The sequence below is a fragment of the Bradyrhizobium sp. NBAIM03 genome (assembly GCF_020194055.1).
Taxonomy (GTDB): domain Bacteria; phylum Pseudomonadota; class Alphaproteobacteria; order Rhizobiales; family Xanthobacteraceae; genus Bradyrhizobium; species Bradyrhizobium yuanmingense.
This window is the reverse complement of record NZ_JADYVS010000002.1, coordinates 29,914-44,675: the sequence shown is the minus strand read 5'-3', so window position 1 is coordinate 44,675 and position 14,762 is coordinate 29,914. Positions and strand designations below refer to the sequence as shown.

Annotated in this window: 14 protein-coding genes; 4 read left to right on the top strand and 10 right to left on the bottom strand. The window is 64.3% G+C overall.

Annotated features, from left to right (window positions below; translation table 11 throughout):
• Positions 1-251: 251 nt before the first annotated feature.
• The 4 genes from I6F21_RS02820 to I6F21_RS02805 all read right to left on the bottom strand — a co-directional run bounded on the left by I6F21_RS02820 (position 252) and on the right by I6F21_RS02805 (position 3,734).
• Positions 252-674 (bottom strand): hypothetical protein, encoded by a 423-nt coding sequence (locus I6F21_RS02820; RefSeq protein ID WP_036001255.1) that lies wholly within the window; start codon positions 672-674, stop codon positions 252-254.
• A 12-nt stretch (positions 675-686) separates the two neighbouring features.
• Positions 687-908, bottom strand: a complete 222-nt coding sequence (locus tag I6F21_RS02815; protein WP_007592399.1) for a hypothetical protein — start codon at positions 906-908, stop codon at positions 687-689.
• Positions 909-1,021: 113 nt separating this feature from the next.
• Positions 1,022-1,840, bottom strand: a complete 819-nt coding sequence (locus I6F21_RS02810) for a lytic murein transglycosylase (RefSeq protein ID WP_036001257.1) — start codon at positions 1,838-1,840, stop codon at positions 1,022-1,024.
• Positions 1,841-1,880: 40 nt separating this feature from the next.
• Positions 1,881-3,734 carry an NAD(P)/FAD-dependent oxidoreductase gene (locus tag I6F21_RS02805; RefSeq protein ID WP_225140177.1) on the bottom strand — a complete coding sequence of 618 codons (1,854 nt, stop codon included), beginning with the start codon at positions 3,732-3,734 and terminating at the stop codon, positions 1,881-1,883.
• A 177-nt stretch (positions 3,735-3,911) separates the two neighbouring features.
• Between I6F21_RS02805 and I6F21_RS02800 the strand changes: the two genes are divergently transcribed.
• Together I6F21_RS02800 and I6F21_RS02795 are read left to right on the top strand one after the other, a co-directional pair.
• Positions 3,912-5,537, top strand: coding sequence for a long-chain fatty acid--CoA ligase (locus I6F21_RS02800; RefSeq protein WP_225140176.1), 1,626 nt, complete (start codon positions 3,912-3,914; stop codon positions 5,535-5,537).
• 31 nt (positions 5,538-5,568) lie between these two features.
• Positions 5,569-6,780, top strand: coding sequence for an acyl-CoA dehydrogenase family protein (locus I6F21_RS02795; RefSeq protein ID WP_225140175.1), 1,212 nt, complete (start codon positions 5,569-5,571; stop codon positions 6,778-6,780).
• Positions 6,781-6,801: 21 nt separating this feature from the next.
• On the opposite strand, the gene I6F21_RS02790 is transcribed toward I6F21_RS02795, so the two are convergent.
• The 5 genes from I6F21_RS02790 to I6F21_RS02770 all read right to left on the bottom strand — a co-directional run bounded on the left by I6F21_RS02790 (position 6,802) and on the right by I6F21_RS02770 (position 11,995).
• The gene (locus I6F21_RS02790) at positions 6,802-7,710 is read right to left on the bottom strand and encodes an amino acid ABC transporter substrate-binding protein (RefSeq protein ID WP_225140174.1); all 909 of its coding nucleotides are present in this window, start codon (positions 7,708-7,710) and stop codon (positions 6,802-6,804) included.
• Positions 7,711-7,846: 136 nt separating this feature from the next.
• Positions 7,847-9,280 (bottom strand): amidohydrolase family protein, encoded by a 1,434-nt coding sequence (locus I6F21_RS02785; RefSeq protein ID WP_225140173.1) that lies wholly within the window; start codon positions 9,278-9,280, stop codon positions 7,847-7,849.
• A 16-nt stretch (positions 9,281-9,296) separates the two neighbouring features.
• Complete coding sequence (locus I6F21_RS02780; RefSeq protein WP_109144102.1) at positions 9,297-10,322, bottom strand: ABC transporter substrate-binding protein; 1,026 nt, start codon at positions 10,320-10,322, stop codon at positions 9,297-9,299.
• A 39-nt stretch (positions 10,323-10,361) separates the two neighbouring features.
• Complete coding sequence (locus I6F21_RS02775; RefSeq protein ID WP_036001283.1) at positions 10,362-11,138, bottom strand: ABC transporter permease; 777 nt, start codon at positions 11,136-11,138, stop codon at positions 10,362-10,364.
• Entirely contained in the window at positions 11,138-11,995 is an 858-nt protein-coding gene (locus I6F21_RS02770) for an ABC transporter ATP-binding protein (protein WP_225140172.1), read from the bottom strand. Before I6F21_RS02770 ends, I6F21_RS02775 begins: the two co-directional genes overlap by 1 nt.
• 193 nt (positions 11,996-12,188) lie before the next feature.
• On the opposite strand from I6F21_RS02770, the gene I6F21_RS02765 reads away from it, so the two are divergent.
• Entirely contained in the window at positions 12,189-12,947 is a 759-nt protein-coding gene (locus I6F21_RS02765; protein WP_057028867.1) for a GntR family transcriptional regulator, read from the top strand.
• Here I6F21_RS02765 and I6F21_RS02760 read toward each other — a convergent pair.
• A complete protein-coding gene (locus I6F21_RS02760; RefSeq protein WP_225140171.1) occupies positions 12,944-13,360 on the bottom strand; it encodes a nuclear transport factor 2 family protein in 417 nt (138 codons plus the stop codon). The genes I6F21_RS02765 and I6F21_RS02760 overlap by 4 nt on opposite strands.
• Before the next feature lie 150 nt (positions 13,361-13,510).
• On the opposite strand from I6F21_RS02760, the gene I6F21_RS02755 reads away from it, so the two are divergent.
• Positions 13,511-14,746 (top strand): amidohydrolase family protein, encoded by a 1,236-nt coding sequence (locus tag I6F21_RS02755; protein ID WP_109144106.1) that lies wholly within the window; start codon positions 13,511-13,513, stop codon positions 14,744-14,746.
• The last annotated feature ends 16 nt before the right edge of the window (positions 14,747-14,762 follow it).

Here is a 14,762-nt window from a genome sequence, read left to right as displayed (position 1 = left end):
GCTGCCAGAATCTCGTTGCCCAGCCGCTGCGGGAGGACGAGCTATGATCGAGCTGATCTCAGCCCTGCTCGCGCTGTGCAGCATCGGCGTCTTCGCGGCGCATGCGTTCGACGCTTACCGCACTACGCATTCCTGACCGTTCTGACGCTAAAGCGCGATGCGATTAGGATGAATCGTCATCGCGCTTTAGGTTGTTGTTTGAGCATGATCTTTTTGGAAAACCGCTCCGCACTTTTCCTCTGGATCATGCTCTAGAAAGGTCGCCGGTAGAAGTGCTCGGAATGCGTCGCCGGCGGAAACCGGTTGGCGAGCGCAAGCGCCCCTCTCTCGTCCGTCTCGAGCGCGATCTTCTGCGCCAACATCACATCGCCCGGTACCAGGAAGCCTGACGGGACGAAGCACCACCCCATCGTCGCGCGCCCCTCACTATCGACCTCGTGGACGTTGGCGGCTGTGCCGTAGTGGATGCGATAGGTCCGGCCGGTGTCGCAACCGACGACGTCGAAATACCGAAACTGCTCGAATTGAGCGCGCTGCGCCGGTGACAGCCATTCGGCCAGAAGCCGGCGGCCGCGCGCATCCGGCGTGTTCTCGCCGAAGAAGCGGCGATAGAGTTCACGCAGCGCATGCAGGCGCGCACGCGCCGGCGCGCGGAGCCAAACTGCCGCGATCATGAGCAGCTCAGATCAACCGCCGACCAGGCGGGGATAGAACAGCGTTTCCTGCGCGGTCGGATCGAACGATCGGATCCGGGTCACTTCGCCGGGTCCGGTTCGAAGCGCGGCGGTGAAGCCCGCTCCGGTCAGCTCACGAAAGCGCCGTTCGGCTCGCGCCAGCGCCTCGGCGTTGCCAGGATCAAACTCGTGGCGCGTATCGCCAGTTTGGTCCATCACGATCTGGGTAGCCATGTTGAGTCTCCTCATGCCCAGCCCTGAACTTGATCAAAGCAAACCTCGTGCCGTCGGTTCCAGAAGGCAACAACTTTCTCTCGCCGTCGCATCACACGTCGCTGAGCAAGAGCTCAGCGTGAGGCCGCGGCACTCCCGCCCTCGTCGATCTGCCGGCCCATCAGCGCGATCGCCTTCTGATAGACACCAGCGGCATTCCAAGCCTCGATGGCAGCGAAATTGGGCTCGCCCGGCTGGTATCCGGCTCCCGCACGCCAACCATGGGCTTTGAGGAAATTCGCGGTCGAGTTCAGCGCATTGGCCGCAACTTCGAGATTGCCGGTGCCGTAGGCCAGAATGCTCTTGGGCATGAACTGGGTCTGGCCGACCTCGCCATGCATGGAGCCGCGGGTCGATCCCGACAGCGTACCGCGGTCGATCAGCTTCAGGGCCGCATAGAGCTGGTCGGTGAAGAATTCGGGACGGCGGCAGTCATAGGCGAGGGTCGCAATCGACGACAGCATGTTCTGGTTGCCGCGCTGGCTGCCGAAGCCGGTCTCCATGCCCCAGATCGCGATCAGCGGCCCGGGCGGGACGCCATAGCGCTGCTCGATCGAGGCGAACAAAGCGGCCTGCGACTGCTTGAGCTGCCGGCCCTTGGCGACGATGGTGGTGGCGCCGCGCTTGGCCAGGAACTGGTCCAGCGTCAGCGAGAAGCTGCGCTGGCCGCGGTCGGCCGCGATCGTGGCGCTGGCATAGTTCGTTTGCATCAGCGCCGACAGTGCCGTGGGGCCGATGCCCTTGCCCTGCGCCTCCGCGCTGAACTCGCGCTTCCAGGCCTCGAAGCCGGCCGGCGAGCTGCCGCATTGCGCGGCCTCGGCGGAGGATGCCAGGCAACCGAGCAGCGTCATTGCGCCAAGAACCGCTCCCGCAACAGCCCTGCCCCTGATCATGCCCGACCTCTCCTGTCCTGTACCGCTCGGCGGCGCAATCTTACCCGCTGGAATGCGCCGACTCCATGGCCCGATCATAGGACAATTCGAGGCCTTCCAGGTTGCCCTCTTTGCGCCATTTGTCGAGCAGCCGCAGGAATGCCACCGGCCCGCGCCAATATTGGCTGTTTCTTGCCGCGATCGGATCGAACACGCCTTCGTTATTGTAGTAGCCCGGCGTGCATTCGGCGAGATAGGTCTGCCGACCGAGCGCGGCCTTGACGACCTCCTCGACCCAGGCGTTCTCGGCCGCAAGCGTCGGCTCCAGGGTGCGTGCGTTGCGCTCGCGCGCCTGCTTGATGACATAGGCGATGTGCTGCGACTGCTCGTCGATGATGTGCGGAAAATTGGCGCTCTGGCCGGCCTGCACGGTGACGATCAGGAAGCAGTTCGGAAAACCGCGGCTGTAAAAGCCGTGCAGCGTCTTGACGCCGTCCTGCCAGCGCTCGGACAGGCTCATGCCGTCGCGGCCATAAACCTCGAAGCCCATGCGCTGCGCGTAATCGGTGCCGACCTCGAAGCCGCTGGCATAGATCAAGCAGTCGAGCTCGTAGGCCTTGCCGCCGGCGACGACGGCATTCTCGGTGATGCGTTCGACGCCCTTCCCCCCGGTATCGACGAGATGCACGTTGGGACGGTTGAAGGTGTCCAGATATTCGTCGTGGAAGCACGGCCGCTTGCAGAACGCCTTGTACCAGGGCTTGAGCGCAGCCGCGGTCGCCTCGTCCTTGACCACGGTGTCGACGCGCGCGCGGATCTCCTCCATCTTGCGATAGTCGGCCTGCTCGATCACCTTCAGCGCTTCCTCGATCGAGGTCACCGGCTGCTTTTGCCGGCGCGGTGCCAGCAGGATTTCGCCGAGCAGGCCCGTCCAGCCGTCCTGCACCAGGTCCTGCTCGAACGGCTCGCCTGAAATCACGGCGGTAAAGTTGTCCATGCGCTCGCGCTGCCAGCCTGGCTTGAGGCTCTGCGCCCAGGTCGGGTCCGTCGGACGATCGTCGCGAACGCCGATTGCGGACGGCGTGCGCTGGAACACATAGAGCTCCTTGGCGGAGCGGCCGAGATGCGGCACGCATTGCACGGCGGTGGCGCCGGTGCCGATGATGCCGACGCGCTTGCCGGCAAGACCGGTAAGGCCACCATTCGCGTTGCCGCCGGTGTAGCCGTAATCCCAGCGGCTGGTATGAAAGCTGTGACCTCTGAACGTCTCGATGCCGGCAATCCCCGGCAGCTTCGGACGGCTCAGCGGACCGCCGGCGAGGATGACGAAGCGCGCGCGGATCTGGTCGCCCCTGTTGGTCTCGACCAGCCACCGCGCCTCATGCTCCTGCCAGGTCATCCGCGAGATGACGGTCTGAAACAGCGCGCGCTCGTACAGGTCGAAATGACGGCCGATGCGGCGCGAGTGCTCGTAGATCTCCGGCGCCCGGGCATATTTGCGCACGGGCATGTAACCGGTCTCTTCCAGCAACGGCAGGTAGATATAGCTCTCGGTATCGCAGGCGGCGCCGGGATAACGATTCCAGTACCAGGTGCCGCCGAAGTCGGCGGCCTTTTCCACGATGCGAAAATCCGCGATGCCGGCCTCGCGCAATCGCGCGCCACACAGCAGGCCGCCGAAGCCACCGCCGACGATGAGCACTTCGGTCGCTTCGTTGATGGCCGCGCGCGCAAATCCGGGATCGGCCCAGGGGTCGTCGAGATAACGGCCGAACTCGCCCGCAACCTCGACATACTGCGCCTTGCCCTCGGCGCGCAGACGGCGGTCGCGCTCGTCGCGATAACGGGCACGGAGGGCGGAAATATCGACCGTAGAAGCGCCGCTTGCATCGGTCTTGTGTCTTTCCGCTGACATTCGATTCCTCCCGCGCATGCTGCTTCGCCGGCAGCTCACCGCACGTTAGCGCCGAAAAAGCGCTGCATGCAATCACGCTGATTGTTTTTTGCGTGAACGCTGCGTGACGTTCCGCTAACCTCGAGCGCAAATCACGAGCCTACGCCATGCAACGACGTGGCTATCCGGAGGGAGACCATGCAGGGATTGATGATGGACATGCCGCTGCTGATCAGCGGCCTGATCCAGTATGCGGCCGATTATCATGGCGAAGCCGAGATCGTCGCACGCGAGATCGAGGGCGACATCCATCGCTACACCTACTCAGACGCGCATCCGCGCATCAAGCGCATGGCGCTGGCGCTGAAGCGGCTCGGCATGAAGCAAGGCGATCGCGTCGGAACGCTGGCCTGGAATACACACCGGCATTTCGAGATGTTCTACGCCGCGCCGGGCATGGGCTACGTGCTGCACACGGTCAATCCCAGGCTGTTTCCCGAGCAGCTCATCTACATCATCAACCATGCCGGGGACCGCCTGCTCTTCATCGATCGCGCCACGCTGCCGCTCGTGGAGGCGATCGCGCCGCAGCTAACGACGGTCGAAGCCTATGTCGTGATGTCCTCGCGCGAGCGGATGCCGGAGACGAATCTCGCGAACGTGCATTGTTACGAAGAGCTTCTGGAACGCGAGAACGATGCCGGCTTCGCCTGGCCGGAGTTCGACGAGAAGTCTGCCTCCACGATCTGCTACACGTCAGGCACGACGGGCAATCCCAAGGGCGTAATCTACTCGCACCGCGCCGCGATCCTGCAGACCATGACCTGCTGCAATTTCGACTTCCTGCCGGGACACGTCGAAGGCGTGCGCGAGGTGATGATGCCGATGGCGCCGCTGTTCCACGGCAATGGCTGGAACATGCCGTTCACCGCGCCCTATACCGGCTCCAAGCTGGTACTGCCCGGCCGCAACTACGAGCCGGACAAGCTCTATGAATTGCTGGAAGGCGAGAAGGTGACGCTGTCGGCGGGCGTGCCGAGCTTCTGGCTGATCCTGCTCGACTGGCTCGGACGGACCGGCAACAAATTCTCGGCCTTGCGCGCGACGTTGTCGTCGGGCTCGGCCCCACCGCGCGCCATGGTGGAGAAGCTGAAGCGCGAGTACAATGTCGATTACATCCAGGCCTGGGGCATGACCGAGGCGCTGGGCTGCTCGATGCCCGGCCTGCGGCCGGGCTCGGAGCATCTCAGCGAGAAGGAGAAATTCGACCGGCGCCAGGTCTCCGGCCGCGCCTGCTTCGGCACCGCCTTGCGCATCGTCGATGATGCCGGCAACGAGCTGCCGCGCGACGGCAAGACCGTCGGCCATCTGCGCGCCCGTGGCCCCTGGGTCGCCTCCGGCTACATGAAGCTGGACGAAGGCCTCGACCGCGACGGCTGGCTGATCACCGGCGACATGGCCGTGATCGACCCACAAGGCCACGTCACGCTGACCGACCGTTCCAAGGACGTGATCAAGTCCGGCGGCGAGTGGATCTCCTCGATCCAGCTCGAGGACATCGCCCTGTCCCACCCCGACGTGCTGCAAGCGGCCGTCGTCGCGATCAGCCACGAGAAATGGCAGGAGCGCCCCCTACTCCTCGTCGTCCGCAAGAAGGGCGCGACCGTCGACGGCAAGGCGCTGCTCGAGCACATGCGTCCGAAGATCGCGAGCTGGTGGCTGCCGGACGCTGTCGAATTCCTCGACGAATTCCCGATGACCGGCACCGGCAAGGTGCTGAAATCCGCTCTGCGCGATAGGTTCAAAGAGTACCGGGTCGCGTGACCCGCTCGCCGTCGATCAAGGAGACCAGAAAATGCTCTATCCGATGTCGCCGAAAGTCGTCGAGCTCAAGCGCAGGCTCGAAAGCTTCATGGACCGGCACATCTATCCGAACGAGGAGCGCTTCTACCGCGAGGCTGAAGAGCTCGGGCCGTGGAAGGTCTATCCGGTCGTCGAGGAGCTTAAGCCGCTGGCGCGCGCGGAGGGGCTGTGGAATCTGTTTCTGCCCGAGAGCGATCACGGCGCGGGCCTCTCCAATCTCGAATACGCGCCACTGTGCGAGGTGATGGGCCGTTCGCACCTTGCTCCTGAAGTCTTCAACTGCTCGGCGCCCGACACCGGCAACATGGAGGTGCTGGAGCGTTACGGCAGCGAGCGGGACAAGGAGCGCTGGCTGAAGCCGCTGCTCGCGGGCGAAATCCGCTCCTGCTTCGCCATGACCGAGCCGGCGGTCGCATCATCCGATGCGACCAACATCGAGAGCTCGATCGTACGCGACGGGGACCATTACGTCATCAACGGGCGCAAATGGTACACCACCAACGCGACCGACCCGCGCTGCAAGATCTGCATCTTCATGGGCAAGACCGACCCCGACAATCCCGACCGTCACAAGCAGCAATCCATGATCCTGGTGCCGATGGACACGCCGGGCATCGAGGTCAAGCGTCCCCTGCCCGTGTTCGGCTTCTACGGAGTGCCCGACCGCGCCTCCGAAGTGGTGTTCACCAATGTGCGCGTGCCCAAGGAGAACATGCTGCTCGGCGAGGGCCGCGGCTTCGAGATTGCGCAGGGCCGTCTCGGGCCCGGCCGCATCCATCATTGCATGCGGCTGATCGGCCTTTCCGAACGCACGCTGGAGAAGATGTGCCGCCGCGTGCGGAGCCGGGTCGCCTTCGGCAAGCCCGTCTCGGAGCAGACGGTGACGCAGGAGCGCATTGCGGAGGCGCGCATCATGATCGAGCAGGCGCGGCTACTGACGCTGAACGCGGCCCATGCGATGGACACGGTCGGCAACAAGGTGGCGAAGGCAGAGATCGCAATGATCAAGGTCGCCGTGCCCAACATGGCCTGTCAGATCATCGACTGGGCCATTCAGGCCCATGGCGGCGGCGGCACCTCGAACGATTTCGGCCTGACGCAGGCCTACGCCACCGCGCGTTTGCTGCGACTTGCCGATGGACCCGATGAGGTCCATCGCAACCAGATCGCGCGGCTCGAACTGAAGAAATACTCGAACGCGTAAGAAAGGCGCTCTTCCTTCGCTTCAGTTCACCACATAGACGTCAGGATCGGCGCTCGAGCTCGGTTTCTTGAAGGCGTTGCGCAAGGCTGATGACATCGGGACGTTGTAGTTGAGGCCGTTCGGCGGCGTCGGCGATTGCAGCCATTTCTTGTAGAGCACCTCGATCTCGGGGCTGGCATAAAGCTCCGCGGTGGCGCGATCGGCGAGCGCCTTGAACGGCGCATCCTCCCGCCGCAGCATGATGCCGTAGGGCTCAGGCTTGGAGAACGCTTCTTCGCTGATCATGTAAGCTTGCGGCTCCTTCGACCGCGCGATCGCGACCGCGAGCTGGACGTCGTCGAGCGCATAGGCCTGGGCGCGGTCGGTCTCCAGCAGCAGGAACGCCTCGGCCTGGTCCTTGGCCGGCATGATGTTGATGCCGAGATTGCGCTCGGTGTTGACCTTGGCGAGCTGCGTCAGGTTCACAGATCCCGCGACCGCCGTGACCGCCTTGCCCTTGAGATCGTCGATGGTCTTGATGCTCGCCGCCTTCCTGGCCGCGAACCGCGTCGCGCTGAGGAAGTGCGTGTTGGTGAAGGCGACCTGCTTCTGGCGGTCGGCATTGTTGGTGGTCGCCGAGCAATGCAGGTCGAGCGTGCCGTTGACCATCAAAGGAATCCGGTTCGAGGACGTCACCGCGACAGTCTCGACCGAAATGTCTGATATGCCGAGCTGCTTCTTCACGGCTTCGACGATACGGAGGCAGATGTCCATGGCAAAGCCGACCGGCTTCTGGTTGCCGTCGAGATAGCTGAATGGGACGGAGGCCTCCTGATAGCCCAGCGTGATCTTCTTGGTCTCCTTGACCTTCTGGAGCGTGCCCGTGAGGTCTTCGGCCGAAGCTGCGCCGGCAAGACATGTCAGGGCCAGGAGAATGGTCGGTAGGCGCATCAGGGGCTCCTCGAAGGGGATTGGTGTCGAACTATCGAGGAGCTGATAGCCTAGAGGTCGGTCATGCGCCAGACGAGGCTGCGTCTACCAGCTATCGCTGTTTGATATGCATTCCGTCGCGGCGCCCATCGGCGCGTCACTCGCAGGTCAGCTGCTGCTCGAACCAGCCGCTCAACCGATCCGACAGGGACGGCCACACCCGCCGGAAGCTGTCGAGCTTGCCGACATTGGCGCGGTACATCGCCCGCAATTCCCGCTCGACGGCCACCAGGTCGACGCTCGTGCAGCCCCCTTCCCTCACGATGGTCTTGCCGGCGACGACGACCTCCTTCACCAGCGACGCATTGCCGCGCGCGAACAGCAGCGCCATGGGATCGACCGGCATGATCTGGTCTCGATCGAGCCGGTCAAGATCGATCACGACGTAGTCGGCGGGATTGCCCGCGGCGAGCTCACCATTCCCGGGCGCCCCGGTCGCATGGCGTCCGTTGCGGATGGCGAGCGAAAACATCTCGGCCGGCGTCCATGTCGCCTTGAAGCCGAGGCCGCCGTGGACCATCTGCACCAGCCGCATCTCGCGCAAAATGTCGTCGTCCTCGTCCAAAGCCAGCCCGTCGACGCCGACGGCGATGGCACAGCCGCATCCGTGCGCGGCGGCGATCGGGGCGAGGCCCGAACGCAGGTGCATGTTCGAGCTGAAATTGGTGACGATGCGCGCGCCGGAGGCCGCGATCATCTCGAGCTCTTCGGGGCGGGCGTGAATGCAATGCGCCAGCGTCAGCCGCTCGGAGAGAAAGCCGACGTCGCGAAGCCAGCGCACCATGTCCGGAAAGTGCTGGTCGGCCCAGGCGCGCTGATAAACTGTTTCCAACAGATGCATGTGAATGCGGCGACCGGTCCGCGCGGAGTTCTCCGCGACGGCCTCCAGCAGCGGCTTCGAGCACCATTGCACACCGGCCGGCCCGAGCTGCACGTCGACCATCGGTCCGGCGATGGCTGCGGCAATTGCGTCGGTCAGCTCGATATAGGCCTTCGGCGACAGCGGCGCGCGAACGAAGAGATCCTCGATCGTCTTGCGATCGTCCCCGGGAAGCCCTGAAAGCACCGGCTCGGCATCACCGTAGACGATGGGGTTCTGGTCGCGCACCGCCATTGCAAACGCCATGCGAATCCCGACGTCGGATGCGGCCTTCGCGATGGTCTTAGCCTCGTCCAGCAGCGGCATCGTCCCGCTCGGACGCGTGTAATGGACCATCATCGCCGCGCAGCCTGCCTTGGCGGAACGGGCCAATGCCGAGACGGCTGTCAGATAGGGATCGACCGGCGAGCCCAGCGCGGTGCGCAAAATCCAGCTTTCCAGGGGCATGCCGACCGCACCGAAGGACGACGCCGTGGCACGGGCATGATCATGGGCGTTGACGAAGGCGGGGATGACGAAGGAGCGAGGCGCCGGCCCCGCTCCTTCCGAGATTTCGGTGATGACGCCCTCGTCGTGCCGCAGCACGACGTTCTCGCTGACGCCACGGTCAGGGCCACGGAACAGGCTGGTTGCCGAGATCTCCGTGGCCATGGCTGTTCCTCCAATCTCAGTTGGCAGTGTACACCAGTTCCCGCTCCGCGCGCGGCGGCAGGAATTCGCGCGAGAACACCTCCGCCGGCGTCGGCGCACGGGCGAGCTGATAGCCCTCGACCACGATGCCGATCGCGCGCGTCATCCGGTCGTCCTTGATGTCGCCGATGCCGATCTCCTTCATCTCCGGCGAGACGATCAGCTTCTCGAAGGAATATTGCAGCCGGCGCTTCTCCACCTCGGCGTTGATGAGGTTGTCGTAGTTCAGTGCCGCCTTCATGCCGGCATTCTGGTCCTTGGCAATCGCGATCGCACCCTTGTTGATGGCGCGCACCAGGCCCGCCACGGCCTTCGGATTCGAGGCGATCAGCTTGCGGGAGACCATCACGCCGTTGGAGTAGAGATCGAGGCCATATTCACCGAAGGAGAACCATTTGAAGTCCTTGTCCGGATCCTGGCGGTTGAGCACCAGATTGAAATAGCTGGTGATGTTGAAGACGAGGGCCGCATCGATGTCACCCTTGATCAGCATCGGCTCCTGCAGGTTCGGCGCCATGTTGGAGATCTTGATCTTCTCGCCGTCGAGCCCGTTCTTGCGGGTGAACACCGGCAACAAGCGCGTGGTCGGCGTGCCCTGCGCACCGCCGAGCGTGCGGCCTTCGAAATCCTTGATGGTGTTGATGCCGCTGCTCTTCTTGGCGACGATGGCGAACGGCGGCTGATTCCACATCATGTAGACCATGACGGGCGCCTCCTGCGGCTTGGTCGAGGCGTTCTGGATGATGGCGTTGACGTCGCCGAAGCCGGCGTCATAGGCGCCCGACATCACGCGCGTGACGGTGGCGCCGGAGCCCTCGCCCTGATCGATGACGACGTTGAGGCCTTCCTCTTTGAAGAAGCCGTTGTCCTTGGCATAGAAGAAGGCAGCGTCGCTGCCCTGGGTTTTCCAGCCTAGCGTGAACTTGATCGTGGTCTCCTGCGCGGTGGCGGCGCCTGCGGATAGCGCCAATCCAAGCAGCGCGGCGGTTAACTTCCTCAACATCGAGACCTCCTCAGCTTCGTTGCGTGACGGTTCAAGAAATCAGGTGGCGATCACGTCGTTCTTGCGCGTGGCCCAGCCGGTGACCTGTCCTTCGATCAGCGAGAACACGACGTAGAGCGCGACACCGAGCCCGGCGAGCACGAACAAGCCCGCGAACACCAGCGGCACGTTGAAATTGGAGGACGCGGTCATCATGACGTTGCCGATGCCGCGGTTGGAGGCGACCGTCTCCGACAGCACCGCGCCGACGAAGGCGTAGGAGATCGCGACCTTCAGCGAAGCAAAGAAGAACGGCATGGTGCGCGGCAGACCGACATTCCAGAGGATATCGAGCTTGCTGGCGCCGAGCGCCTTCAAGACGTCCTCGAGCTCGGGCTCCGTGGTGGCAAGTCCCGTCGCGATATTGACCACGATCGGGAAGAAGCAGATCGACAGCGCAGTCAGCACCGCCGGCACCGTGCCGGAGCCGAACCACAGCACAAAGATCGGCACCACCGCGACCTTGGGGATCGAGGAGAAGCCGATCAGCAGCGGATAGCAGGTGTCGTAGGCCGTCTTCGACACGCCGATGATCGCGCCGAGGGCGACGCCGAGCGCGACGCCAAGCACGAAGCCGAGCATGGTGGTGGCGAGCGTCTGCACGATGTGCGGCCACAGCACCGGGAAGCGCTGGACCAGCGTCACGAAGACCTGCGAGGGCCGCGGCAGCACCAGGTCGGACATGCCGGTCATCAGGCAGAACAGCTCCCAGGCGACGAAGAACAGCACGATCAGCCCCGCCGACCACGCTTTCTGCCTGACATCGATCCCGAACATCAGCCTGCCCCCTGCTCAGCGGCGCTGCGCGCATCCTCGATGAAGGCGCGCAGCTTCTGGTTCAGCGCGACGAAATCCGGCTCGAACGTCATCGCGACCGTGCGCGGCCGCGCGAAGTCGACCCGGCTGTCGTCGAGGATGCGGCCGGGACGCGCGCTCATCACACAGATGCGGCTGGCAAGGAAGCCGGCTTCGCGCAGATCGTGCGTGACCAGCAGCACCGTCGGCTTGTGCGTCATCCAGAGGTTCTGGAGGATCGCCCAAAGCTCCTCGCGCGTGAACTGGTCGAGCGCACCGAAGGGCTCATCCAGCAGCAGCATGCGCGGCTCGTGGATCAGCGCACGGCAGAGATTGGCGCGCTGGAGCATGCCGCCGGAGAGCTGCCAGGGATAGCGGTTGCCGAACCCTTTGAGGCCGACCTGCTCCAGCAGCGCATTGGCCTTGTCGCGGAATTCGGTCTTGCGCAGCTTGCGGAACTTCGAGCGGAACGGCTCGACGATCTTCAGCGGCAGCATGATGTTCCGCTCGATCGTCATCCACGGCAGCATGGTCGGGTTCTGAAAGGCCATGCCGACCCGCATCGCCCGTGCCGCCACCTCGCGGCCGCCGACGATGACGACGCCGCTGGTCGGCTGCACCAGGCCGCTGACCAGCCGCAAAATGGTCGATTTGCCGCATCCGGATGGGCCGACCAATGCGACAAACTCGCCGTCGGCGATCTTGAGCGTGGTCTTCGACAAAGCAGGCACGGCGCGGTCGCCGCGCCCGAAGGTCACCGAGGCCTCCGACAGCTCGATGGCGATCGTCGCAGAGCCTTCGGGAACGGGCTGGCCGTCGAACTGGGCGTTGGGTTGCATGCGCATCACGGAAAAAAGTGCATGCAAGCTGGATGCCAGCGATCGAGCCCCGCGAAATCAAAGGCCTAGCCGAATCCGCGCCAAACCGCCGGATTCGATTTAGGCAGTCCGGAGGCCAAACTGCATGCAATTGGAGCGCTGAATCGACGCGAGCCTGTGCTAAAGAGAGAGATCACTCCCAGGGGATTCGCCGATGGCGGCACGCGCCAGCAGCAAGACTTCTGAATCGTCGGACAAGGTCAGCGTGATCTGCCGCGCGCTCCGGCGCGCCATCATCGAGCAGGCGCTGGAGCCCGGCGCCAAGCTGCCGGAAGATGCGCTCGGCGAACGTTTCGGCGTCAGCCGCACCATTGCCCGCCATGCGCTGGGTCAACTCGCCGCCGAAGGCCTGGTCGAGCTCCGCCGCAACCGGATCGCCGTGGTGGCGACGCCGAGCTGGCAGGAGGCGCGCGATGCCTTCGACATCCGCATCGAGCTCGAACGCCTCGTCGTGCGCCAGCTCGCGGGCAAGCTGACCAAGGCGCAGATCGCCGAGCTGAACGCCCATGTCGATGCCGAGGATCGCGCCCGCGGCGGCACGGATGCGGTGTCGATCCGACTCGCGACCGAATTCCACATTCTGCTCGCCCATATGACGAACAGCCCGATTCTGGTGCGCTATGTCAGCGAGGTCGCCTATCGCTGCTGCCTGACGCTGTCGCTGTACAGCCGGCCGCATTCCACCGAATGCGCCATCAACGAGCACCGCGCCATCATCGCGGCGCTTGCCAAGGGCGATGCGGCCAAGGTGATGGAATTGATGCATCATCACCTGGATTCGGTGGCCAATCGTGCGCTGGTCGCTCCCACTCCGCAGCGTGGCCGCGATCTGCTCGACATCCTCGCACCCTATGCGGACGAGGTGACGAGCAATCGGGTGATCAAGCTGCCGAAGCTGGCTCGACGGAGTTAGGCCTCGATGCCGCGCTGGACGAGGATGCGCTCGGCGCTGTCGTTCCAGACATCCATCTTCACGATCTGCCCGTCCCTCACGACGAAGCGATCGACATAGCGGTTGCCCTCGAACGGCGTGCCGTCCATCCATTCGCCATAGAGCGTGCCGACGCTGTAGACGACGGTCTCGTCCGTGCCCGGGCAGACGTCGAACCGGTCCATCTTCTTCTTGACCCAGCGATAGCGTTTCGCGTTGAAGCCGGTCGGCCCGCGCGGATGGTCGAACGCGCGCCCGCCGGTGAACGTGATCACCGTGCCCGGCTTCATATAGGCCGCAGCGGCGTCGGGATCCGGTATCATCGAAGCGGTAAGATAGGCTTCGACAATCTCGGCGTCGGTCATCGGGCTTTCGGATTTTGCGGCAGTAGACATCGCGGGATTCTCTCCGGATGCCGCTATCTTACAATCCGGGCCTCAAAGTGCATGCACAATTTTTGGACAATCCAGCCCCAGCATTGCACACAATCTGGAGCTGCCCGCCCCCACGGCTTCCGCTAGGCTGCCACGGCTGAATCCAACGCCATGACCACCCAAGCCACCTTCGACCTGATCTTCCGCAACGCGCTGTTGCGCTCTTCCGCCGCACCGGTCGATATCGGGGTGAAGGACGGCCGCATCGCCGCGATCGCGCCCAAGCTGGCCTGCGAGGCCGCCGACGTCGATCTCGGCGGCCTCCTCGCCCTGCCCGGCTTCGTCGACACCCACATCCATCTCGACAAGGCCTGCCTGCTCGGCCGCTGCGGCCACGATCACGGCAGCGTCTCGGAGGCGATCCGCGCCGTCGCCGCGATGAAGAAGGATTTCACGATCGAGGACGTCTACGCACGCGGCGCAAGAGTGCTCGAACGCGCCATCGTCAACGGCACGACGCGCATGCGCACGCATGTCGAGATCGACCCTCGCATCGGCCTTCGCGGCTTCGAGGCGGTCAAGGCGCTGAAGCGCGATTACGCCTGGGCGATCGATCTCGAGCTCTGCGTCTTCCCGCAGGAAGGCCTCACCAATGATCCCGGAGCGGAGGAGCTGCTGATCCAGGCGCTTCGCGAGGGTGGTGAAGCCATCGGCGGCTGCCCCTACATGGACACCGACCCGAACGCGCACCTTGCGCGCATCTTCGACCTTGCCGGGGAATTCGACATCGACGTCGACCTCCATCTCGACTTCGACCTCGATCCCTCCTGGTGGCATCTCGACGAGGTCTGTCGCCAGACCGAGCAGCGCAATTATGGCGGACGCGTCGCGATCGGCCATGCCACGAAACTGTCGGCCTTGCCCCGCGAACGGATGAAGGCGGCCACTGCGCAACTGGCAAGGTCAGGCGTTGCGGTCACCGTCCTGCCCGCGACCGATCTCTATCTGATGGGGCGCGAGGCCACGCACAACGCGCCGCGCGGGCTGACCCTCGCCCACAAGCTTGCCGGCGACGGCGTGCTCTGCTCGGTCGCGACCAACAACGTGCTCAATCCCTTCACGCCGTTCGGCGATGCCTCGCTGCTGCGGATGGCGAACTTCTACGCCAACGTCGCGCACGCCTCTGTCAGCGACTTCGACACCTGCCTGGACCTCGTGACCGAGCTGCCGGCCCGGCTGATGAACCTCGCCGACTACGGCATCGAGGTCGGCAATCCCGCCGATCTGATCGTGCTCGATACCAGGGACAGCCGACTCGCGATCGCCGAGCTGCCCGACGTCCTGATGGGCTTCAAGCGCGGCCGGCAGACATTTGCACGGCCGCGGCCGACCCTGTTCAAGAGCTGAGCGCGTTTCGCGGCCG